The sequence below is a fragment of the Streptomyces sp. NPDC048560 genome, from assembly GCF_040650955.1.
In the GTDB taxonomy this organism is placed as follows: domain Bacteria; phylum Actinomycetota; class Actinomycetes; order Streptomycetales; family Streptomycetaceae; genus Streptomyces.
Map to the genome: position 1 here is coordinate 463,947 of NZ_JBEZIJ010000005.1, position 23,304 is coordinate 487,250.

Annotated in this window: 16 protein-coding genes; 15 read left to right on the forward strand and 1 reads right to left on the reverse strand. The window is 72.2% G+C overall.

Annotated features, from left to right (window positions below; translation table 11 throughout):
• Window positions 1–78: 78 nt before the first annotated feature.
• Window positions 79–3,063, forward strand: a complete 2,985-nt coding sequence (locus AB0C82_RS17085) for a beta-N-acetylglucosaminidase domain-containing protein (RefSeq protein ID WP_362841994.1) — start codon at window positions 79–81, stop codon at window positions 3,061–3,063.
• A gap of 102 nt (window positions 3,064–3,165) precedes the next feature.
• Here the strand turns inward: AB0C82_RS17085 and AB0C82_RS17090 are convergent, their stop codons facing one another.
• Window positions 3,166–3,702: an HNH endonuclease gene (locus tag AB0C82_RS17090; RefSeq protein ID WP_362841997.1), complete on the reverse strand. Its 537-nt coding sequence runs from the start codon at window positions 3,700–3,702 to the stop codon at window positions 3,166–3,168.
• 316 nt (window positions 3,703–4,018) lie between these two features.
• On the opposite strand from AB0C82_RS17090, the gene AB0C82_RS17095 reads away from it, so the two are divergent.
• The 14 genes from AB0C82_RS17095 to AB0C82_RS17160 all read left to right on the forward strand — a co-directional run bounded on the left by AB0C82_RS17095 (window position 4,019) and on the right by AB0C82_RS17160 (window position 23,055).
• Complete coding sequence (locus AB0C82_RS17095; protein ID WP_362841999.1) at window positions 4,019–5,083, forward strand: mechanosensitive ion channel family protein; 1,065 nt, start codon at window positions 4,019–4,021, stop codon at window positions 5,081–5,083.
• Between the two features lie 225 nt (window positions 5,084–5,308).
• The gene (locus AB0C82_RS17100) at window positions 5,309–6,523 is read left to right on the forward strand and encodes an ROK family transcriptional regulator (RefSeq protein WP_362842002.1); all 1,215 of its coding nucleotides are present in this window, start codon (window positions 5,309–5,311) and stop codon (window positions 6,521–6,523) included.
• A gap of 62 nt (window positions 6,524–6,585) precedes the next feature.
• The gene (locus tag AB0C82_RS17105) at window positions 6,586–7,926 is read left to right on the forward strand and encodes an ABC transporter substrate-binding protein (protein ID WP_362842005.1); all 1,341 of its coding nucleotides are present in this window, start codon (window positions 6,586–6,588) and stop codon (window positions 7,924–7,926) included.
• A gap of 5 nt (window positions 7,927–7,931) precedes the next feature.
• A complete protein-coding gene (locus tag AB0C82_RS17110; protein WP_362842008.1) occupies window positions 7,932–8,873 on the forward strand; it encodes a sugar ABC transporter permease in 942 nt (313 codons plus the stop codon).
• Between the two features lie 4 nt (window positions 8,874–8,877).
• Window positions 8,878–9,780, forward strand: coding sequence for a carbohydrate ABC transporter permease (locus AB0C82_RS17115; protein WP_362842011.1), 903 nt, complete (start codon window positions 8,878–8,880; stop codon window positions 9,778–9,780).
• A gap of 1 nt (window position 9,781) precedes the next feature.
• A complete protein-coding gene (locus AB0C82_RS17120; RefSeq protein ID WP_362842014.1) occupies window positions 9,782–11,047 on the forward strand; it encodes a 6-phospho-beta-glucosidase in 1,266 nt (421 codons plus the stop codon).
• Complete coding sequence (locus AB0C82_RS17125; RefSeq protein WP_362842016.1) at window positions 11,038–12,012, forward strand: BadF/BadG/BcrA/BcrD ATPase family protein; 975 nt, start codon at window positions 11,038–11,040, stop codon at window positions 12,010–12,012. The genes AB0C82_RS17120 and AB0C82_RS17125 overlap by 10 nt, the downstream gene beginning before the upstream one ends.
• Before the next feature lie 254 nt (window positions 12,013–12,266).
• Window positions 12,267–13,649 carry a hypothetical protein gene (locus AB0C82_RS17130; protein ID WP_362842019.1) on the forward strand — a complete coding sequence of 461 codons (1,383 nt, stop codon included), beginning with the start codon at window positions 12,267–12,269 and terminating at the stop codon, window positions 13,647–13,649.
• Between the two features lie 11 nt (window positions 13,650–13,660).
• Window positions 13,661–14,698, forward strand: coding sequence for a glutamate ABC transporter substrate-binding protein (locus AB0C82_RS17135; protein ID WP_362842021.1), 1,038 nt, complete (start codon window positions 13,661–13,663; stop codon window positions 14,696–14,698).
• 45 nt (window positions 14,699–14,743) lie between these two features.
• The gene (locus tag AB0C82_RS17140; RefSeq protein WP_362842023.1) at window positions 14,744–16,084 is read left to right on the forward strand and encodes a hypothetical protein; all 1,341 of its coding nucleotides are present in this window, start codon (window positions 14,744–14,746) and stop codon (window positions 16,082–16,084) included.
• A gap of 67 nt (window positions 16,085–16,151) precedes the next feature.
• Window positions 16,152–18,902 carry a tetratricopeptide repeat protein gene (locus AB0C82_RS17145; protein WP_362842025.1) on the forward strand — a complete coding sequence of 917 codons (2,751 nt, stop codon included), beginning with the start codon at window positions 16,152–16,154 and terminating at the stop codon, window positions 18,900–18,902.
• Between the two features lie 2 nt (window positions 18,903–18,904).
• Entirely contained in the window at window positions 18,905–20,308 is a 1,404-nt protein-coding gene (locus AB0C82_RS17150) for a protein phosphatase 2C domain-containing protein (RefSeq protein ID WP_362842027.1), read from the forward strand.
• Between the two features lie 57 nt (window positions 20,309–20,365).
• Window positions 20,366–21,724, forward strand: a complete 1,359-nt coding sequence (locus tag AB0C82_RS17155; protein WP_362842030.1) for a VWA domain-containing protein — start codon at window positions 20,366–20,368, stop codon at window positions 21,722–21,724.
• A 74-nt stretch (window positions 21,725–21,798) separates the two neighbouring features.
• Window positions 21,799–23,055, forward strand: coding sequence for an FHA domain-containing protein (locus AB0C82_RS17160; RefSeq protein ID WP_362842033.1), 1,257 nt, complete (start codon window positions 21,799–21,801; stop codon window positions 23,053–23,055).
• The last annotated feature ends 249 nt before the right edge of the window (window positions 23,056–23,304 follow it).

Consider the following 23,304-nt stretch of genomic DNA (forward strand, 5'->3'; position numbering starts at 1 on the left):
GGCGCAACGGTCACCCGCATTGACACCCTCGCGCCCGGGTGGTGGGCTCGGATCCCACCGGGACGAGAGGGGCGCGACGTGCAGTTCGGGCGCAGGAAGCACGCGACGGCCGTCGCCGTCGCCGTGATCGGCGGACTGCTCGGCTCCGTCGCCCCCGCCGCGATGGCGGCCCCTGTCGTGCCCGGACCCCGGACCGCCGTGCCCGACCGCGTCGACGACTCGCGGCTGCCCTCCGTCTGGCCGCGTCCGCAGACCATCAAGGCGTCCGGACAGGCGGTGCCCCTCGGTACCGAGGTCACTGTCGTCGCCGACGCGGGCGCCGATCCGTACGCTGTGGACGCGCTGCGCAGCGTGCTGCGCAGCGCGGGCGTCACCACCCTGCACGACACGCTGCCGGGACGAGGTCCCGTCCTGCGCGTCGGCGGTCCGGGGGCTCTGGAGGCCCTGCGGGTCATGCGGGCGCCCGAGCGCGCCGACCTGCCCGCCGGCGGCTACCGCATCGCGGCGGGCCAGGTCGCCGGGCGCTCCACCGTCGCCCTGGACGGGGTAGGCGGCGACGGCCTCTTCCACGCCGTCCAGACGCTGCGCCAGCTGATCCGCGACGGCGCCGTCGCGGGCGCCGTCGTACGGGACTGGCCTGGCACGGCCGTCCGGGGGACGGCCGAGGGGTTCTACGGGCAGCCGTGGACCCGCGAGGAGCGGCTCGCGCAGATCGCCTTCATGGGGCGCACCAAGCAGAACCGCTACCTGTACGCGGCGGGCGACGATCCCTACCGGCAGGCCCGCTGGCGCGAGCCCTACCCCGCCGAGGGCCGCGCGGACTTCCGGGCACTGGCGGCGAAGGCGCGCGCCGAGCACGTGACACTCGGCTGGGCCGTCTCCCCCGGTCAGGCGATGTGCATGGCGTCGGACGGGGACGTCAGGGCGCTGACGCGGAAGATCGACGCGATGTGGGCACTGGGCGTGCGGGTCTTCCAGCTCCAGTTCCAGGACGTCAGCTACAGCGAGTGGCACTGCGAGGACGACGCGGACACCTTCGGCAGCGGCCCGGAGGCCGCGGCCAGGGCGCAGGCGCGCGTCGCGAGCGCCGTCGACCGGCATCTCGCGGAGCGCCACCCGGAGGCGGAGCCGCTGACGGTGATGCCGACGGAGTACTACCAGGACGGATCGACGGACTACCGCAAGGCCCTCGCCGCCGAGCTGGACGACCGGGTGCAGGTGGCCTGGACCGGGGTCGGGGTCGTACCGCGGACCATCACCGGGCGGGAGCTGGCCGGTGCCAGGGCCGCCTTCCGTCATCCGCTGGTCACCATGGACAACTACCCGGTCAACGACTTCGCGCAGGACCGGATCTTCCTCGGCCCCTACACCGGCCGGGACCCGGCGGTCGCGAGCGGTTCGGCCGCGCTGATCGCCAACGCGATGGAGCAGCCCTCCGCGTCCCGCATCCCGCTGTTCACGGCCGCGGACTTCGCCTGGAACCCGAGGGGCTACCGGCCGCAGGAGTCCTGGCAGGCGGCGATCGACGACCTGGCGGGCGGCGACGCCCGTACCCGGGCCGCGCTCGGTGCCCTGGCGGGCAACAGCGCGACATCCGTGCTCGGCGGCGCCGAGTCCGCCTACCTGCGGCCCCTGCTCACCGCGTTCTGGGCGTCCAGGTCCGCGAGCGGCACCGTGCGTGACGGCGCGGCGCGCGAGCTGCGGGCGGCGTTCACCGTGATGCGGGAGACCCCTGACCGGCTGGCCGCCCCGGCGGACGGACGGCTGGACGACGAAGTGCGTCCGTGGACGCAGCAGCTGGCCCGGTACGGCCGGGCGGGTGAGCTCGCGATCGATCTGCTCCAGGCGCAGGCACGTGGTGACGGGCCGGGCGCCTGGCAGGCGCAGCTGGCACTGGAGGACCTGCGCGGGGAGATCGCGGACGGCGCGGCGACCGTCGGCAAGGGCGTGCTCGGCCCGTTCCTGGACCGCGTCCGCAAGGAGGCCGACGGCTGGAACGGCGCCGACCGCGACTCCGGCACGGTCGGCAGGGACGCGAACAGCTACACCGTTCAGCTGGGCAGGACCCGTCCCGTGGACGCCGTGACCGTGATGACGGACCCGGGAGGCCGCGCGGCCGGCGCGGTCCTCCAGGCCCATGTGCCGGGCGAGGGCTGGCGCGGCCTCGGCCGGCTGTCCTCCTCGGGCTGGACCCAGGCGACGACGAAGGACCTGCGGGCGGACGCGCTCCGTGTCGTGCTGCCCGCCGGCTTCCCGTCCTTCACCGGCACGGCGCCCCCGCTCCTGCCCGGCCGTGGCGCGGGAGCGGCAGGCCCGAGGATCCGTGCGGTCGTGCCCTGGTTCGGAGACGAGCCCGCGGCCCGCCTCGCGCTCGTACGCGGCGAGACGGACGCGGTGATCGGCGGCAGCCCGCAGCGGGTCGAGGCGCGGCTGGCCGGGCGCCGCCCCGCCGAGGTGCGGGGCGCGCTGACCGCCGAGGCGCCCAGGGGCATCGAGGTGACGGTTCCGAAGCGGACGACGGTCCCGCGCGGTTCCAGCACCGACGTACCGGTGGACATCACGGTCCCGGCGGACACCCCGGCCGGTGAGTACGAGGTGCCGTTCAGCTTCGGTGGTGAGCGGAGCACGCTGACGGTACGGGCCTTCCCGCGTACGGCGGGCGCCGATCTGGCGCGTACGGGCACGGCGTCCTCGTCCGGCGACGAGACCCCGGACTTCCCCGCGGCGGCCGCCACGGACGGCGACCCCGCGACCCGCTGGTCCTCACCCGTGGAGGACGGCGCCTGGTGGCAGACGGAGCTGCCCGAGCCGGTGCGGCTGGGGCAGGTGGTACTGCGCTGGCAGGACGCCTACGCCTCGCGCTATCGCGTCCAGGTCTCCGCGGACGGCCGCACCTGGCGTACGGCGGCGACGGTCCGCGAGGGCCGGGGCGGGCGCGAAGCGGTCCGGATGGACGCGAAGGACACCCGCTTCATCCGGATACAGGGCGACGGCCGGGCGACGGAGTTCGGGTACTCGCTCTGGTCCGTGGAGGCGTACGCGGTGGCGGGCGCGGAGCGGTAGCGGTGCTGACCGGCCCGGCCCGCTGCCGCTGTCCCGCCGGGCGACGGGCGGGCCGGACCGGCTGACCCGGACCGGGACCCGGATCGGCCGGTCCGGCCCGGCTCACGCCGAAATGCCGTCGATCCTGGCCAGCACGTCGTCCGCGCCGAACGGCTGCAGGTACGGGAGCCAGCGCGGATCCCGGTGCCCGGTGCCGATGATCCGCCAGGCGAGACCGCTGGGCGGGGCGGGAGCGTGCCGGAGCCGCCATCCCAGCTCGGGCAGGTGGCGGTCGGCCTTGACGTGGTTGCAGCGGCGGCAGGCAGCCACCACGTTGTCCCAGGCGTGCTGGCCCCCGCGGCTGCGCGGAATGACGTGGTCGACGCTGGTGGCCGCGGCGCCGCAGTACATGCAGCGTCCGCCGTCCCGGGCGAAGAGCGCGCGCCGGGTCAGTGGAACGGGCCCCCGGTAGGGGACCCGCACGAACCGCTTGAGGCGGATGACGCTGGGCGCCGGTACAGCACGGGTGGCACTGTGCATGAAGGCGCCGGACTCCTCGAGGCAGACGGCCTTGCTTTCGAGGACGAGGACGAGCGCGCGGTGGAGCGGTACGACGCCGAGCGGCTCGTACGACGCGTTGAGAACCAGGACGTGCGGCACGTGGATGCCTCCTTGTACGCCGGCGGCGCGTGGCTCGCGCCGGGACGATCCGATCTCAGTCTCTCCTTATGCCTGGTCGAAACGCCACCACGTGCCGGTAACGGGCCGGAGGGATTTTTCTCATCCCACTCGCCGGTCACGGCCGTGACACCCGGTACCAGGCGCTCGACCACGGCGGCCGCACGCCCGGTGCGATCGGCCACACCTGCTGTATCCCCGGGTGAGACGTGTCTCTCCCTCGAACACGGCAACGATCCACTCCCATGGCTTCGTTACTGTTGTTGGTCACCCGTCGCCGCTCCTGGAGGTCCCCACCGTGTACTTGTCCGCCCTCTTGGCCGCAGCACCTTCGCCGGAGCCGGCCGGTTCGCTGGGTGAAGCCGCCGAGCAGGCCGGCAACGCCGCGGGCTGGGTCGAGGAGAACTGGTCCACCTGGCTGAACACCGGTCTGCGCATCCTCCTCATCGCGGCGATCGCCATCGTGCTGCGCTATGTGATCCGCCGCGCCCTGACCAACCTCATCGAGCGGATGAACCGCAGCGCCCAGGCCGTGGAGGGCACCGCCCTCGGCGGTCTGCTCGTCAACGCGGAGCGGCGCCGCCAGCGCTCGGAGGCGATCGGGTCCGTACTCCGCTCGGTGACGTCGTTCCTGATCCTCGGCACGGCGGGCCTGATGATCCTGGGCGCGTTCCAGATCAATCTGGCGCCCCTGCTGGCGTCCGCCGGTGTGGCGGGCGTCGCGCTCGGCTTCGGGGCGCGCAACCTGGTCACCGACTTCCTGTCCGGCGTCTTCATGATCCTTGAGGACCAGTACGGCGTCGGGGACACGGTCGACGCGGGTGTCGCCTCGGGCGAGGTCATCGAGGTGGGCCTGCGGGTCACGAAGCTCCGCGGCGACAACGGTGAGATCTGGTACGTCCGCAACGGCGAGGTGAAGCGGATCGGCAACCTCAGCCAGGGCTGGTCGACGGCCGGTGTCGATGTGACGGTGCGCCCCACGGAGAACCTGGACCACGTCCGCAAGGCGATCACCTCGGCGGCGGAGGCCATGGCCAAGGAGGACCCGTGGACCGAGCGCCTCTGGGGCCCGGTCGAGGTCCTGGGCCTGGACGCGGTGCTGCTGGACTCGATGACCGTCCGGGTCACGGCGAAGACGATGCCGGGCAAGGCGCTGTCCGTGGAGCGCGAGCTCCGCTGGCGCATCAAGCAGGCGCTGGACGACGCGGGCATCCGGATGGTCGGGACCCTGCCGCTCATGGTGGACGAGGACGGCACGCCGGACCCGACGGCCGGCATGGCCGCCCCTTCGGCGTACGCGTCGGCGACCTCGCCGCAGTCGCTGGCCGCGACGCCGATAGCGCCGCCGAACCTGACCAAGTAGCGCGGCTGCCACGCGACAGGAAATGCCGCCGCCGGACGGGGCCGGGCAGCGGGAGAACACACGTGAGGGGCGTTCCGCACATGCGGTGCGCCCCTTCGGCGTACGCGGTGTTCCAGGTAACGCTTTGATAGCCGCGAGGGTGCGGGCCATTGACGGTCCGGTGACCTGCGCCATACCTTCCTCTCACGAATAGGAAAGTTTCCTAACAGAGGGCAGGTGGGCACCATGGCGGGAACGACGCCGGGGACTCCGGGCACGCCGCGGGTCCTGCGCGCCATGAACGACCGGGCCGCCCTCGACCTGCTCCTGGAGCACGGCCCCCTCTCCCGTACGAGGATCGGGAAGCTGACGGGCCTCTCCAAGCCGACCGCCTCCCAGCTGCTGGCCCGCCTGGAGGCCGCGGGACTCGTCATGGTGACCGGCACGAGCGAGGGCCGCCCCGGCCCCAGCGCCCAGCTGTACGCCGTGAACGCCCGCGCCGCCCATGTGGCGGGACTCGACGTGACCGCCGAGCGGATCGTCGCGGCGGTCGCCGACGTGACCGGCGAGACCGTCGGGGAGTACGAGCTGCGCACCCCCGGCAGGCGTGCGGCGGGTGTCGTCCGGCAGGTAGCCGACGCCCTGGACGGCGCGGTCAAGGACGCCGGTCTGACCCGCGCCGACGTGCACCGCGTCGTCATCGGCACCCCGGGTGCCTTCGACCCGGGCACGGGCCGGCTGCGCTACGCCTCGCACCTGCCCGGCTGGCACTCCCCCACCCTGCTGGAGGAGCTGGCCGCGTTCCTGCCGATGCCGGTCGAGTACGAGAACGACGTGAACCTCGTCGCGGTGGCCGAGCAGCGGCTCGGCGCGGCCCGCGGGCACGACGACTTCGTCCTGCTGTGGAACGAGGAGGGCCTCGGCGCCGCCCTGGTGATCAACGGGCGGCTGCACCGCGGCTGGACCGGCGGCGCGGGCGAGGTCGGCTTCCTGCCGGTGCCCGGCACACCCCTCGTACGCCAGGTCGTGAAGGTCAACAGCGGCGGCTTCCAGGAACTGGCGGGCGCCCAGGCGGTGCCGAGGATGGCCACCGCCCTCGGCATCGACACCCCGCACCAGCCGTACGCCGAGGTCGCGGCGGGGCTGCTGGCACGCGCGGCCGAGGCGTACGAGAGCGACGCGGCGCTCACCGAGCTGCTGCGGCAGTACGCCCAGCGCCTCGCCACAGGGCTCGCCTCCGTCACCGCCGTGCTCGACCCGGAGCTGATCGTGCTCTCCGGGAAGCTCGTCTCCTCGGGCGGCGACCTGCTGCGTTCGCTGATCCAGTCGGAGCTCGCCGAGCTCGCCGCGTCCCGGCCCCGCCTCGTCCTCGGAGAGATCGAACGCCACCCCGTCCTGCGGGGCGCCCTGGAACGGGCCCTCGCCGACACCCGCGACGAAGTGTTCGACACCTCTCGCTGAGCCGCCGCCACCCAGCCCTTCCCCCCTCCCCCTCTCCTTCCCCCGTCCCTGGGAGTCCTGTCATGCGCAGAAGCCGACCGACCACCACCACCACCGCCGCCGTCGCCGTCGCCGCGATATCGGTCCTCGCGACCGCCTGCACCGGCCAGGCGGAGCAGGGGGCGACCGACGACCCGAACGCGAGGACGACAATCAACTTCTGGCACGGCTGGAGCGCCCCCGCCGAGGTCAAGGCCGTCACGGACAACATCGCCCGGTTCGAGAAGGCCCACCCGAACATCAAGGTCGACGTCGTGGGCAACATCAACGACGACAAGCTCAACCAGTCGCTGCGCGCGGGTGGTTCGAAGGGGCCCGACGTGGTGTCCTCGTTCACCACCGCGAACGTCGGCAAGTTCTGTTCGTCCGGCGCGTTCGCCGATCTGAAGCCGTTCATCGAGAAGTCGCGGCTGGACCTGGAGAAGACGTTCCCGAAGGTGCTCCTGGACTACACCCAGTTCGAGGGCAAGCGCTGCGCGCTGCCCCTGCTCACCGACGCGTACGGCCTCTACTACAACAAGGACGCCTTCGAGAAGGCCGGCGTCACCGAGCCGCCGCAGACGATGTCCGAGCTCGCCGCGGTCGCCAAGAAGCTGACCGTCGAGAAGGGCGACAGCTACGAGCAGCTCGGCTTCATGCCGACCTTCCACGGCTACGAGACGGTCGCCGACCACTACCAGTCCTCCTGGGAGCACGCCTACTTCGACGAGGACGGCAAGTCCAACATCGCCAAGGACCCGGCGTTCGCCGAGATGTTCACGTACCAGAAGAAGCTGGTCGAGGACCTCGGCGGATACAGGAAGCTGGAGAAGTACCGCGGCACCTTCGGTGACGAGTGGGGCGCCAAGCACCCGTTCCACACCGGCCAGGTCGCGATGCAGCTGGACGGTGAGTGGCGGCTCGGCATGACGACCGACGCCAAGGTGCCGTTCGAGATCGGTGTCGCGCCGATGCCCGTCGCGGACGACGAGCGCGACAGCTACGGCAAGGGCTTCCTCTCGGGCACGATCATGGGGATCGCCCCGGGCAGCACCAAGCAGAACGCCGCCTGGGAGCTGGTCAAGTTCATGACGAGCGACACGCAGGCCGTGGTCGACTTCGCGAACGGGATCCGCAACGTGCCCTCCACGTTCGAGGCGCTGAAGTCCCCGGACCTCACGTTCGACCCGCGCTTCAAGACCTTCCTGGACATCGCTCAGCACCCCGGTTCCAGCACCCCCGACGGCGCGGTCAACGGTTCGACGTACCTGCAGACCATCCAGGACTTCGGCTTCCAGTACGAGAAGGGTTCGGTGAAGGACCTCAAGGCCGGCCTTGAGAAGACCGCCGCGCAGATCGACACCGACATCGCGAAGGCCAAGTAGCCCCGATGACCACGCACACGCTCCGCTCGAAGCGCAGGAGGTCCGCGCTGCGCACGGCGGCCTTCATGTCACCCTGGCTGATCGGGTTCACGGTCTTCTTCGCGTACCCGATGGTCTCGACCGTCTACTTCTCGTTCACGGACTACGACGGCTTCGCGGCCCCGGAGTTCAACGGACTGGCCAACTGGTCGTACGTCTTCGTCGACTACCCGATGTTCTGGCCCTCGCTGCGCAACACGCTCTGGCTGGTGCTCGTCATGGTCAGCTGCCGGGTCGTGTTCGGCATCGGCGTCGGACTGCTGATCACGAAGATCAAGACGGCCACAGGGGTCTTCCGCACCCTGTTCTACCTGCCCTACCTGGCGCCCCCGGTCGCCGCGACCCTGGCGTTCGTCTTCCTGCTCAACCCGGGGACGGGACCGGTCAACGCGATCCTCGGCGATCTGGGACTGCCGACGCCCGGCTGGTTCAACGACGCGAGCTGGTCGAAGCCGGCGCTCACCATGCTCGCGGTCTGGGGCATCGGCGACCTGATGGTCATCTTCATGGCCGCGCTGCTCGACGTGCCCAAGGAGCAGTACGAGGCCGCCGAGCTGGACGGCGCCTCCGCCTGGCAGCGGTTCCGCTTCGTCACGCTGCCGAACATCTCACCGATCGTTCTGTTCGCCGTGGTCACCGGAGTGATCCAGGCGATGCAGTACTACACACAGCCCCTGGTCGCCGGGAAGGTGGCCTCCGGTGTCATCGGCGGCTCCGGGCAGCAGTTCGAGCCCGGCTATCCCGACAAGTCGACACTGACCCTGCCGCAGCTCGTCTACAACCTCGGCTTCCAGCGCTTCGACTACGGCTCCGCCTGCGTCGTCGCCCTCATCCTGTTCGCCCTGGCCATGGCGTTCACCGCGCTTCTGATGCGGGGCCGCAACAACCTCATCCAGGCCGGTGACTGAGCCCATGACCACACGACTCCTCGACAGGCCCGCCCTCGCGGCGACGACCGGCGCACGCACCCCCGCCGAGCGCACCGCGCGCCGCAAGGCGCTGCTGCACTGGATCGCCGTCCACTCGCTGGGGATCGCCGCGGCGCTCTTCTTCGTCCTGCCGTTCGTCTTCGTCCTGCTGACCTCGCTGATGAGCGACCAGCAGGCCCTGACCCGGGATCTCACCCCGAACACCTGGGAGTGGGACAACTACCGGAAGGTCTTCGACACTCCCGGGTTCCTCACCTGGTGGCGCAACACGCTGCTGTACGCGGGGGTGGGCACGGTACTGACCGTGCTGTCGTCCGTGCCGGTGGCGTACGCGCTGGCCAAGTTCCGCTTCCGCGGGCGCAAGCTGTCGCTGATGCTCGTCATCTCGATGATGATGCTGCCGCCCCAGGTCGTCATCATCCCGATGTACCTGTTCTGGGCGAAGCAGATGGACCTGTCCGGCACGCTCTGGCCGCTGATCATCCCGATGGCGTTCGGAGACGCCTTCTCGATCTTCCTGCTGCGGCAGTTCCTGCTGACCATCCCCGACGAGTACCTGGACGCGGCGAAGGTCGACGGCTGCGGCGAACTGCGCACCCTGATCCGGGTGGTGATCCCGATGGCCAGACCGGGGATCGCCGCGATCGCCCTGTTCCAGTTCTTCGCCGCCTGGAACGACTACTTCGGCCCACAGATCTACGCCTCCGAGAACCCTGCCGCCTGGACCCTCAGCTACGGCCTGGAGTCCTTCAAGGGCGCGCACCACACCGACTGGAATCTGACCATGGCCGCGACCGTCCTGGTCATGGCCCCCGTGATCCTCGTCTTCTTCTTTGCCCAGAAGGCATTCGTCGAGGGCGTCACACTGACCGGAGTAAAGGGCTGACATGAAGCTCGCAGTAGTGGGTGGCGGGTCCACCTACACCCCTGAACTGATCGATGGTTTCGCCCGGTTGCGGGACACCCTGCCGGTCGAGGAGCTCGTGCTCATCGACCCGGCGGCCGACCGCCTCGAACTCATCGGTGGCCTGGCCCGGCGGATCTTCGCCAGGCAGGGCCACCCGGGAAAGATCACCACCACCTCCGATCTGGACGCCGGTGTCGCGGACGCCGACGCCGTCCTGCTCCAGCTCCGGGTGGGCGGCCAGGCCGCCCGCAACCAGGACGAGACGTGGCCGCTGGAGTGCGGCTGCGTCGGCCAGGAGACCACCGGCGCCGGCGGCCTCGCCAAGGCGCTGCGCACGGTCCCGGTCGTCCTGGACATCGCCGAACGGGTCCGCCGTACCAACCCGGACGCCTGGATCATCGACTTCACCAACCCCGTCGGCATCGTCACCCGGGCCCTGCTCCAGGCCGGGCACAAGGCCGTCGGCCTGTGCAACGTGGCGATCGGCTTCCAGCGCAAGTTCGCCAGGATGCTCGACGTCACACCGGGCGAGGTGCATCTCGACCATGTCGGGCTGAACCATCTGACCTGGGAACTCGGGGTGCGCCTCGGCGGCCCCGAAGGCGAGAACGTGCTGCCGGGGCTGATCGCCGAGCACGGCGGCGCCATCGCCGAGGACCTGCACATGCCCCGGGAGCTCGTCGACCGGCTCGGGGTCGTCCCCTCGTACTACCTGCGGTACTTCTACGCGCACGACGAGGTCGTACGGGAGCTCGGCACGAAGCCGTCCCGGGCCGCCGAGGTCGCCGCGATGGAGAAGGAACTCCTCGCGCTGTACGGGGACCCGGCCCTGGACGAGAAGCCCGCGCTGCTCGGCAAGCGCGGCGGTGCCTTCTACTCGGAGGCGGCCGTGGACCTGGCGGCCTCCCTCCTCGGCGGGGGCGGATCCGCCGTGCAGGTGGTCAACACGTACAACCGGGGCACGCTGCCGTTCCTGCCGGACGACGCCGTGATCGAGGTGCAGGCGCGGGTCGACGGCACGGGGGCGACTCCGCTCGCCGTTCCCCGCCTCGACCCGCTGTACGCCGGTCTGATCGCCAACGTGACGGCGTACGAGGACCTGGCTCTGGACGCCGCGCTGCGCGGGGGCCGCGAGCGGGTGTTCAAGGCGCTGCTCTCACACCCGCTGATCGGTCAGTACGAGTACGCCGAAGGTCTCACCGACCGGCTGATCGCCCACAACCGGGAGCACCTCGCGTGGGCGTGAACGTCTCGGTCGTCGCCATCGACGCGGGCAACAGCAAGACCGACGTGGCTCTGATCGGGGCGGACGGCACGGTCCTGTCGACAGCCCGCGGCGGTGGCTTCCAGCCGCCCGCCGTGGGCATCGACGCGGCACTGGACGTGCTGGGAGCGATCCTCGGCCGGGCCCTGGAGGCGTGCGGCGCGCGTGTCGGCCCCCACGGCCATCTGTCCGCCTGCCTCGCCAACGCCGATCTCCCCGTCGAGGAGGCGGAGCTGACGGAGGCTCTGCTCGCCCGGCGGTGGGCGAGCACGGTGGAGGTCCGCAACGACACCTTCGCGATCCTGCGCGCGGGGGTGGACGAGCCCCGTGGGGTGGCCGTCGTCTGCGGTGCGGGGATCAACTGTGTGGGCATGGTGCCGGACGGACGGACCGCCCGCTTCCCCGCGATCGGCCGGATCTCCGGTGACTGGGGCGGCGGCGCCGGGCTCGCGGAGGAGGCCCTGTGGTTCGCGGCGCGGGCCGAGGACGGCCGGGGCGAGGCGACCGAGCTGGTCCGCACGCTTCCCGCCCACTTCGGCCTCGGCTCGATGTACGCGCTCATCGAGGCGTTGCACCGGGGACGGATCCCGCACACCTCGCGCCACGAGCTGACACCCGTCCTGTTCGCCACGAGCGCCGCCGGCGACCCGGTGGCCCGCTCCCTGGTGGACCGGCTGGCGGACGAGGTGGTCGCCATGGCCTCGGTGGCGCTGACCCGCCTGGACCTGCTGGAGGAGGAGGCGCCCGTGCTGCTGGGCGGCAGCGTGCTGACCGCGGGTCATCCGCAGCTCGACGAGCGGATCACCGAACTCCTCGCCGCACGCGCCCCGAAGGCAGCGATCCGGGTGGTCGCACAGCCGCCGGTCCTCGGGGCGGGTCTGCTGGGTCTGGACCACACGGGTGCCGCGCCCGAGGTGCACACGAGGCTGCGCGCGCAGTACGTGTGACGTCTCCCGGGTGCGCACACCCGGGAGACCTCCTCGTCCCCGACCGCCGGACGGGCTGTTCGCACGCCCGTCCGGCGCGAGGTGCCCCACGGGTCCGGGAACCGATCACCCGCCCTGTACGTGTTCATTACGGGGAGGTCGATCTGCCTGTTCCTGGTGTGGATGTCGGTCCCTCGGCCATACTGCTGGCCGGGTACCAGTCCCCCGCACGGCCGGGGGGCCGTGCCGTGGTCAGTGACCGAGGGGGAGGTCAAGTGACATACCCGCCGAACGGGGGCTCGCTGCGGGAGCGTGCGCCCGCGCGAGCGTCCGCGCCCGCGCCCGCGCAGCATCAGGGCGCCTGGGCCGGACCGACGGAGCGGCTGCGCGCCGCGGCGACGACCGAGCCCGGCCGCCTGCAGATCATCGGGGCCGTGCTGGCCCTGCTGGTGGTGACGTTCGGGGCCGTGACGGCTCTGGAGATCTCCGCGAGGTCCGGCGCCGCCGACGACGTGGTGACCCGCAGTCAGCCGCTCAGCGCGGACGCGGCGAGCATCTACCGCTCGCTCGCCGACGCGGACACCATGGCGGCCAGCGGATTCCTGGCGGGGGCGCAGGAACCCAGGGACGTGCACGAGCAGTACGAGAAGGACATCGGCGAAGCGTCCCGGCTGCTCGTGAGAGCGGCCGCGAGCACGGACGCCTCGACCTCGTCCGGCCACGAGATCACCACCCTCGCCGAGACGCTTCCCGTGTACACCGGTCTGATCGAGCGGGCACGGGCGAACAACCGCCAGGGACTGCCGCTCGGCGGCGCCTACCTCCGGTACGCGAACCACAAGATGACGTACGAGCTGCTGCCCGCGGCGGAGCGGCTGTACAAGGCGGAGACGGGCCGGCTCGGTGAGGACTCGGCCGATGCCCGGCAGTGGCCCTACCTCTCGCTCGGCGCCGGACTCCTGGTGCTGGCCGCTCTGGTGTGGATGCAGCGGCGCAACTACCGCAGGACGAACCGGGTCCTCAACCACGGGCTGCTCGCGGCGACCGCCGCGTCCACCGTTGTGCTGCTCTGGCTGGCCGTGGGACACACGGTGGCACGCGCCGAACTGCGTGCGGCGATGGTTCACGGGCAGGAGTCACTCGATGTCCTCAACAACGCACGGATCAACTCGCTGAAGGCGCGCGCCAACGAGAACCTCACGCTGGTCGCCCGCGGCGCGGTGCTGACGGCGGACGGCAGGAACGACAAGTACGAGACCGACTACACCACGGGCATGAAGGCTCTCGGTGCACAGCTGAAGAGCGCCGAGAAGCTCGCCGAAGGCACCCAGGGGAGCGCGCCGGTGGTCGACGCCATGAAGAACGTGTCCGAGTGGCAGGTGCGCCACCGCAAGGCCCGCACGACCGACGACCAGGGCGACTACGACGGTGCGCTGAAGCAGATCATCGGCCAGGCGCAATCCACGGGCGAGTCCTTCGAGCAGGTGGACGAGGCACTGCGCAAGGCGCTCGCGTACGAGCAGCGGGAGTTCACCGACTCCGCGAAGGACGGGCGCGGCGCGCTGGGCGGGCTTCCCGTCGGAGCCGCCGCGCTCGGCCTGCTGGGCGCGGCCGCCGCCGTCGTCGGGGTCAACCGCAGGCTCTCGGAGTACCGGTGAGAGGGGGAGCGATGGCCAGGGAACGAGACCGGTCCGGGCGCAGCAGGCTGCGGGGCTGGGGCGGGGTGACGGGCATGGCCGTGGCGTGCGCGATCACCGCCTCGCTCACGCTGCTGCCGCTGTCCCACAGCGGGGACGGCTCCTTCGGTACGAAGACCGTGGGCCAGGGCGCGACCTCCGCGGTGCAGGCACGCGCCGACGAGTGCACGGATCCCGAGGCGAGCCTTCCGCCCAGGAGCGCCGACGGCCCGAGCATCGACAGGATCAAGGCACGCGGCAAGCTGATCGCCGGTGTCGACCAGAACAGCTTCCGGTGGGGGTACCGCAATCCGGAGAACCGCGAGCTGGAAGGCTTCGACATCGATCTGGTGCGGGCCATCGCGCAGGACATCCTGGGCGACCGGGACGCGGTGATCTTCCGTGCGATACCCACCAACCAGCGCATCGCGGCGCTGGAGAACGACCGGGTCGACGTCGTCGTGCGGACGATGACCATCAACTGCAAGCGGCTGGAGCAGGTCTCGTTCTCCACGGCCTACTTCCAGGCCGGACAGCAGGTGCTGGCCCCGAAGGACTCCGCGATCACCGGGTACGACAAGTCGCTGGACGGCAAGCGGGTCTGCACGGCCGAGGGCTCCACGGCCTACGAGGCCCTGGAGAACCAGTCGTTCGGCGCGGTGTTCAAGGACGCGGGCGACGGCACCGAGCAGGACAAGGACCAGCTGACCGTGCCCAACCAGCTGGACTGTCTGGTCCGGCTGCAGCTCGGCGAGGTCGACGCGATCGTCACGGACAACGCGCTGGCGGCCGGTCAGGCGGCCCAGGACCCGGCCGTCGTCCTCAAGGGCGACAAGCCCTTCACCACGGAGTACTACGGCGTCGCGGCGAAGAAGGGCGCGGACGATCTCGTGGCCCGCGTCAACCAGGTGCTGGTCGACTATCGCGAGGGCGGTGCGGACAGTCCCTGGATGGTGTCGTACCGCAAGTGGCTGGCCTCCGGCCTGCCCGGGATCACGGCGCCCCCGGCGCCCAAGTACCTGAGCAACTGAATCCTCCGGCCCGCGGGCCGGACGGCAAGAGCGGAGAGGTGATCGATGGGCGTGGCGGGTTCCTTCCCCGGCTTCGCGGGGAGGCCCCCCGGCCCGGTCCTGGACCGGGACGAGGCGGACCGTGCGCTGGCCCGGCTCGGCGCGGAGCACGAGGCCATCGAGACCTCGCTCCTCGCCCTGCAGGACCATGCGGGCCGCCGGCTCCTGGAGGGCGCCGGTCTGACGGGCGTCACCAAGGACCGCTGGGCCGCCACCGAGCAGTCGATCACGCTGCTGTGGGAGTACTTCGACGCCTACGCGGCGGCGCTGACCGAGGCCCGCTCGGTGCGCGCCCGCAGGCGCTATCCCAACCGGGACGACCTGCAGGCGCTGACCGAGCTGCTGCGCGGCCGGAGTGTCACGGTGGCCGGCGCGGCGGGGCACACCCCTTCGGTCACCGGGCCCGCCATGCTCTCCGAGCAGTTCTCGCTGGAGGAACTGGTCGCCCGGATGAACGAGCTGTACGCCGGGGCACTGGACATGGTCGTGGCGTCCGACTCCGTATGGTCGGCGCTGCCCGCCCGGATAGATCTGCTCGCCGCGGAACTGCGCCGCACCGCCTCGCTGGCGCACTCGGTCGGGGTGCGGCCGGGTGAGCATCCGTCCGGTGACGACCTGGAATCGATCACCGAGGAGCTGACGACGCTCCGGGTGCAGGTGATATCCGACCCGCTGGCGTTCTGGCTGCCGGGTCCCGGCAGCGCGGCGCCCGGCGGAGGCCGCCCGGACACCACCCGCTACGACCGGGCGGCCCGCGCCCTGGAGGACGTACGACGGGAGATCGAGGCGGTCCTCGCGGTGCGCCAGGACGCGGAACAGCGCCTGGTCCACCTGCGTGACGTCCTCTCCCGTGCCGACCGCACGCTCGCCGAGGCCCGGTCGGCGCGCGGCGAGGTGCTTGCGAAGATCGCGGCCTCCGAGGTGCCCGCGGTCAGCGGTCCGCCGACCGCGCTGCAGGAACGGCTGGCCGCGGCTTCGGACTACCGCAGACATGCCCAGTGGCACCGGCTCTCCCCGCTCCTGGAGGCTCTGGAGCGGGAGGCCGAGGACGAACTGCTGCGGGCCCGTGAGTCGTTGACCTCCGTGACGGCGCCGCTCGCCGTCCGCGCGGAACTGCGCGGCAGGCTGGACGCGTACAAGGCGAAGGTGGCCCGGCACGGCCTCGCGGAGGACCCGCTGCTCATCGAGCGGTACGACGCGGCCCGCCGGATGCTGTGGAGCGCGCCCTGCGATCTGCGGGTCGCCGAGCAGGCGGTCCTGCGCTTCCAGCAGGCCGCGGCGGAGCTGCTGACTCCCCAGCGGTCCCCGGGACCGGAGGACCGGCGGGACGGGCAGGGACGCGCATGAGCACACGTGGGGCCGGACGGACAGGAACGGGGCCGCCGAGGCGGCGGGGCGAACAGGGGGAGACACGATGAGTACGCAGTGCCAGCGCCCCGCGTGCGAGGGCGACTACGAGGACATGGGCGGCGGTGAGATGTACTGCGGCACCTGCGGTCTGGCTCCGGTCGTCTCGCCCACGGGCATGGTCAGTTCACCGCCGACCGGTATCGCGGGCGGCGGCAGGGGTGGCAGCCGGGGCAGCAACAGCTCCTCGCAGCGGTCGGGTTCGCGGGCCTCGTCGAGGTCGTCGTCGCGCTCGTCCACGTCACGGCGGTCCGTCTCCGGGCGGCTGTCCCGCTCCCTCTCTGGCAGCGCGACGGCCCGTTCGGTGTCGGTGCGCTCCTCGGGCTCGTCGACCAGCTCGTCCGGCCGGGGACGGCTGGGCGCCGGCCTCGTGCTCGTGCCGGACGTACCGCGGCCCGATCCGCGGACCGCGGTCATGGAGAACCCGGAGGTCCCGGAGCGCAAGCGGTTCTGTTCGCGCTCCGACTGCGGGGCACCGGTGGGCCGGGCGCGCGGCCGGAGGCCGGGACGCACCGAGGGGTTCTGCACCAAGTGCGGCCACCCGTACTCCTTCGTGCCGAAGCTGCGCGGCGGCGACATCGTGCACGGGCAGTACGAGGTGGCGGGCTGCCTGGCGCACGGCGGGCTCGGCTGGGTGTACCTCGCGGTGGACCGTGCCGTCTCCGACCGGTGGGTGGTCCTCAAGGGCCTGCTGGACACCGGTGACCAGGACGCCATGGCCGCGGCCATCTCCGAGCGGCGCTTCCTCGCGGAGATCGAGCACTCCAACATCGTCCGCATCTACAACTTCGTCGAGCACCTCGACCAGCGGACCGGCTCCCTCGACGGCTACATCGTCATGGAGTACGTGGGCGGCAAGGCGCTCAAGGAGATCGCCAACGAGCGCCGGACGGCGGCCGGGAAGCGCGACCCGCTGCCGGTCGAGCAGGCGTGCGCGTACGGCATCGAGGCGCTGGAGGCGCTCGGCCACCTCCACAGCCGCAACCTCCTGTACTGCGACTTCAAGGTCGACAACGCGATCCAGACCGAGGACCAGCTCAAGCTGATCGACATGGGCGCGGTGCGCAGGATGGACGACGAGGAGTCGGCCATCTACGGCACGGTGGGCTACCAGGCGCCCGAGGTCGCGGAGGTCGGCCCGTCCGTCGCCTCCGACCTGTACACGGTCGCGCGGACGCTCGCGGTGCTCACGTTCGACTTCCAGGGCTATACGAACGTGTTCGTGGACTCGCTGCCCGACCCGGACAACATCGAGGTGTTCCGGAGGTACGAGTCGTTCTACCGGCTCCTCGTGCGGGCCACCGATCCCGACCCGGCCCGGCGGTTCGCCTCGGCGACGGAGATGGCCGAGCAGCTGACCGGGGTGCTACGTGAGGTGGTGGCCCTGCAGACGGGCCGGCCGCGCCCGGCGCTCTCGACGCTGTTCGGTGCGGAACTGCGGGTGACGGACACCGAGTTGTTCGCAGAGCTGACGGGCGACGTGTCACGGCTCGGCGGCCGCGTCGCGTCGGCCGGAGCCGGTGGCCGTCGGAAGCGGGGTGGGCCCGCCCCCGCACCGGCCGCACCGGTCCCGGTGGCCGCTCCACCGACGCCGGGGGCCTTCGGCGGTGCCCCGGCCGCGTACGGCGCTCCGGGTGCCGCGCCGCTGTCGGCGCCCGACACGCACGTCCGGGGCGGCGGCGGTGGCACCGGTGGTGCCGGTACCGCGCTCGCCCCCGCACCGGCGTACACCGCCATCCCGGCTCCCCGTCCCGCTGCCCCCGTGCCCGCCCCGCTGCCCGGGGCGTACACCGGCGGCGGGCCGCGGCTCGCGGGGTTCGACGCGCGGGCGACCTCCCTCGCGCTGCCGGTGCCCCGCGTCGACGCGAACGACCCGAACGCCGGCTTCCTCGCCGGGGTGATGGCGTCCGCGCCGAACGAACTGATCGCCGCGCTCCAGGCCGTACCCGCGGCCTCTCTGGAGACACGGCTGCGCGAGCTGCGCGCCCGGCTGGAGATGAGCGACCTCGACGCGGGCGTACGGGCCCTCTCCCATCTGGAGGGCGAGCACCCGGACAACTGGAGGGTCGTCTGGTATCGCGGTGTCACCTCGCTGGTGACGGGGGACAAGGAGAACGCGGCACTGTCCTTCGACGCGGTCTACGACGCGTTCCCCGGCGAACCGGCCCCCAAGTTGGCCCTGGGTATCTGCGCCGAGGTCCTGGGCCAGCTGGACAACGCCGCCGAGTACTACCGGCTGGTGTGGACGACCGACCCGAGCTTCGTGAGCGCGGCGTTCGGCCTGGCCCGGGTGCAGATCGCGGCCGGGGACCGGGTCGGGGCCGTACGGACACTGGAGTCCGTCCCGGAGTCGTCCATCCACTACACGGCGGCCCGGGTGGCGGCCGTACGGGCCCGGCTGCGGGAGCGCGCCCCTCAGGAGCCGCTGCTCGACGACCTGTCGGCGGCGGCGGCGCAGGTGACGGGTCTGGCGGGCTTCGGCCTGGACGCGGTACGGCGTGAGCAGTTGTCGACCGAAGTTCTGGGTACCGCGCTCGACTGGGTACTCTCCGGTAGTCCGGCGGCTCCCTCACCGGTCCCGGCGCAGCACGCACCTTCGGGCCCGAGGACGCTGCTGGGCAGCGAACTGGACGAGCGGGGCCTCAGATTCGGTCTGGAGCGCTCGTACCGGATACTCGCCCGCCTCGCGCAGCGTGGCGACGAGCGGATCGAACTGGTGGAGCGGGCCAACCGTTTCCGCCCCCGGACGTGGGTGTGAAGATGTCACAGATCCACCAGCAGACCTCCTTGACCAACTGCCCCGGCTGCGAGGAACCGCTGGAGACGGGCGACCTGTTCTGCGGGGCGTGCGGGTACGACCTGTCGGCCGTGCCCGCCCTGCCGGACGACCGCCCGACCATCGCGATCGCCGTACCGGCACCGGGCGGCGGGGGCGAGCCGGGCCCGGCTGCCGCGCCGGCAACCGTCCCGGCCCCCGCCTCCGCACCGGCCGCCGGTCCGGTCGAGTGGCCGGCCGCCTCGGAGGTGGACAGCTCCGACCTGCCCGCGCCCGTCCACCACCCGGCTGAACTGCCCGGCACGGACTCCGGCGGCGCGGCGCTGCCCGTCACGGAGCCTCCGGTGCGCCACGACGAGCCCGGCGGGGAGCCCAGCTCGGGCGACTTCGAACTGGCGGCCCCGGGGGCTCCCGATCCGCGTACCGCCGAGCACACCGCTCCCCCGGCCGCGGGCGGCAAGGTCTGCGTGGCCTGCCGTTCGGGCCATGTGGATCCCGACGGCTACTGCGAGAACTGCGGTCACGCCCAGCCCCGGGAGCGCGATCACATGGAGCAGGAGCTCGGTGCGGTGGCCGCGGTGAGCGACCGGGGCCTGCGGCACCACCGCAACGAGGACGCGTTCGCCGTGTCCTCCACCGCCCTGCCCGACGGCTCCCCGGCCGTCGTCGCGATCGTCTGTGACGGCGTCTCGTCGGCGAGCCGCCCCGACGAGGCGTCGGCCGCCGCCGCGAGCACCGCCAACGAGGCGCTGCTGGAGTCCCTGCCGCGCGGTACGCACCCGCAGCAGGCGATGCACGAGGCGATCATCGCCGCGTCCGAGGCGGTCAACGCCCTGGCCGAGGAGCCGGCCCGGGCGATGGAGCACGAGCAGCACCGCCATCAGAACGCCCCCGCGTGCACCCTGGTCGGCGCGATCATGGCCGGTGGCCTGCTGGTCATCGGCTGGGTGGGCGACAGCCGGGTCTACTGGGTGCCGGACGACCGCGCCGTGGCGCCCGCCCGCCTCACCGAGGACGACTCGTGGGCGGCGCAGATGGTGTCGGCGGGCCTGATGAACGAGGCGGAGGCGTACGCGGACGAGCGCGCCCACGCCATCACGGGCTGGCTCGGCGCCGACGCCTACGATCTGGAGCCGCACACCGCCTCGTTCAAGCCGGACCGTCCGGGCCTGGTCGTGGTGTGCACCGACGGCCTGTGGAACTACGCGGAATCCGCGGCGGAAATGGCCGCCGCCGTACCGGCGGACGCGCACGAACGGCCGCTGCACGGCGCCCAGGTGCTGGTGGGTCACGCCCTGGACGGCGGGGGGCACGACAACGTAACAGTGGCGCTGCTGCCGTTCGTCGTGACGCCCCAGGGGGCAGCACCCCCGTGGAGCACCGCCTGACCCGCCTGGATCCCGCGCGAATTTCCGACCTACGTGGAGCCTCAAGGAGCCGACCAGATGGCCAACTTCTCCAAGTCGAACGTGCCCCAGTTCTCCGTCGAGGTCTACCAGAACGAATATCTGCCCGAGGGCGGCCGTGAGGTCAACGGCATCGTGACCGTCACGTCGACGGGCGGGGGCACCACCGGCGGAGTGCCGCTGGCCGGAGCGTCCGCGAGGCCCTCGCAGGTCCCCGGGCAGGCCGCCAGCGCCGCCGTGGTGATCATGGTCGACTGTTCGGGCTCGATGGACTACCCGCCGACGAAGATGCGCAACGCGCGGGACGCCACGGCGGCCGCCGTGGACACCCTGCGCGACGGCACCCGGTTCGCGGTCGTCGCCGGTACGCACGTGGCCAAGGACGTCTACCCGGGCGGCGGCCGGCTCGCGACGGCCGACGCGCAGACGAAGGCTCAGGCCAAGGACGCGCTGCGCCGGCTGAGCGCGGGCGGCGGTACGGCGATCGGCACCTGGCTCCGGCTGACGGACCGGCTGCTCGGCGGCGCCGACGTGGACATCCGGCACGGCATCCTGCTGACGGACGGCCGCAACGAGCACGAGTCGCCGGAGGATCTGCGGGCGGCCCTCGACTCCTGCGCAGGCCGTTTCACCTGCGACGCACGTGGTGTCGGCACCGACTGGGAGGTGAAAGAGGTCACAGCGGTCGCCTCCGCACTCCTCGGTACGGCCGACATCGTGGCCGATCCGGCGGGGCTGGCGGCGGACTTCACGCAGATGATGGAGAACGCGATGGGCAAGGAGGTCGCGGACGTGGCCCTGCGGCTCTGGACGCCCGTCGGGGTCGAGATCAAGTTCGTCAAGCAGGTGGCGCCGACGGTCGCCGACCTCACCGGCCGCCGTACCGAGGCGGGTCCGCGCGCAGGGGACTATCCGACCGGTTCCTGGGGCGACGAATCCCGCGACTACCACGTGTGTGTGCAGGTCCCGGAGGCCGGGATCGGCCAGGAGATGCTGGCCGCCAGGGTCTCGCTCATCCTCCCCGACCCCTCGGGCGGTGCTCCCCGAACGCTCTCGCAGGGTCTCGTACGGGCGGTCTGGACGGACGACATGGTGGCGTCCACGTCGATCAATCCCCAGGTCGCCCACTACACGGGTCAGGCGGAACTGGCGCATGTCATCCAGCAGGGGCTCGACGCGCGCAAGGCGGGAGACTTCGACGGCGCGACCGCCAAACTCGGCCGTGCGGTGCAGCTGGCGTCCGCCTCGGGGAACGAGGACACTGCGAAACTGCTTTCGAAGGTGGTCGACGTTGTCGATGCTGCGACCGGTACTGTGCGACTGAAGGCAAAGGTCGCGGAGGCGGACGAGATGACGCTCGAAACGCGCTCCACGAAGACCGTTCGCGTCAAGAAGTAACGGCGCGGCAGCCACCGGCAACCGCACGAGCATGACGGCCCCCGGGCCGGACGAGGAGAGGGGGAAGCGCCGACATGCCGACCTGCCCGAACGGACACCAGTCGGGTTCCGAGGACTGGTGCGAGGTCTGCGGACACCGCATGGCCGGGACGGGCGCCCCCGCGGGCGCCGTTCCGCCGCCGCCTCCCCCGCCGCCCGCGTCCGGCTACGGCTACCCGCAGGCCGCAGGCCCCGGTGAGCCGACGGCCCGCGTCGAGCTCTGCCCGCAGTGCCGCACCCCGCGCGAGGCGATGACGCCCTTCTGCGAGGAGTGCCGCTGGAACTTCCTCACGAACACGGCGACCTCGTACACGCCGCTCGCCCCCCAGGGCGTACCCGGGCCCCCGGTGCCCGGTCTCAACCTGCCGCCCGGCTTCCAGGCGCAGCAGGGACCGCCGCCCCAGCAGCAGCGGGACCCGTTCGAATACCAGAGTTCGCGGCCCTCGCAGATGAACCGCCCGGCCGAGCCGCTCTCCTCCGAGCAGAGTGGTCACGGCGGTCCGCCGCCCCCGCCGTCCTTCCAGCAGGGCCCGCCGCCCCCGCCGTCCTTCCAGCAGGGTCCGCCGCCCCCGCCTTCGTTCCAGCAGGGTCCGCCGCCTCCTCCGTCCTTCCAGCAGCAGTCGGCGCCGCCCGCCCCCGCACGGCCCCAGGCTCCGCAGGGCGGCAGCGACGACTGGATGCTGCCTCCGCCCTCGCAGGGCATGGCCCCGCAGCCGCCCGCTCCGCAGCCCCCGGCACCTCAGCCGTCCGCTCCGCAGCCGCCGCAGGGCTTCCAGCAGCAGATGCAGCAGCCGTTCCCGGGCCAGGGTCAGGGCGGCCAGGGTCCCGGGCAGGGGCACGCTCCCGACCACGGACAGAACCACGGGCAGAACCACAGCCCGCAGTCCACGACCTGGACGGCCGTCGTCGCCCCGGACCGCGAGTACTTCCTCGCGATGATGCAGCGCAGCGGCCCCGAGGCGACCGGGCTCAACCTGCCCGCGTACTCCCCCGAGCAGCACCTCCCGCTGACCGGCAGCCAGATCACCATCGGGCGCCGCCGCCAGAGCACCGGCGAGTCCCCCGACATCGATCTGTCCGTTCCGCCGGAGGACCCGGGCGTCTCGCACCAGCACGCGGTGCTGGTGCAGCAGCCCGACGGAGGCTGGGCCGTGGTCGATCAGAACTCCACCAACGGCACCACGCTCAACACCGCCGAGGACCCGATCCAGCCCTATGTCCCCGTCCCGCTCCAGGACGGCGACCAGGTGCACGTCGGGGCCTGGACGACCATCACGCTCCGTCGCGGCTGACGTCGCCGGGCGGGCCGGACGTACGGGGCCGGCCGCGCCGTCGGGCAAGGGCCACCGCCGGCCCTGCCCGGCCGTGATGCCGTACCTCTCCCTCCGGGGCCGTCCTTCGCGCCGCCGGAGGGAGACGCCTCGTGCGGATCGAGAAGCCCACGGCCGAGGGGCGGGGGGCGGGGGGCCCCCGCCGGGGGGGGGGGGGGGGGGGGCCGGGGGGCGCGTGTTTGATTTCTGGCGCGACGGGTGAGTGGCTGA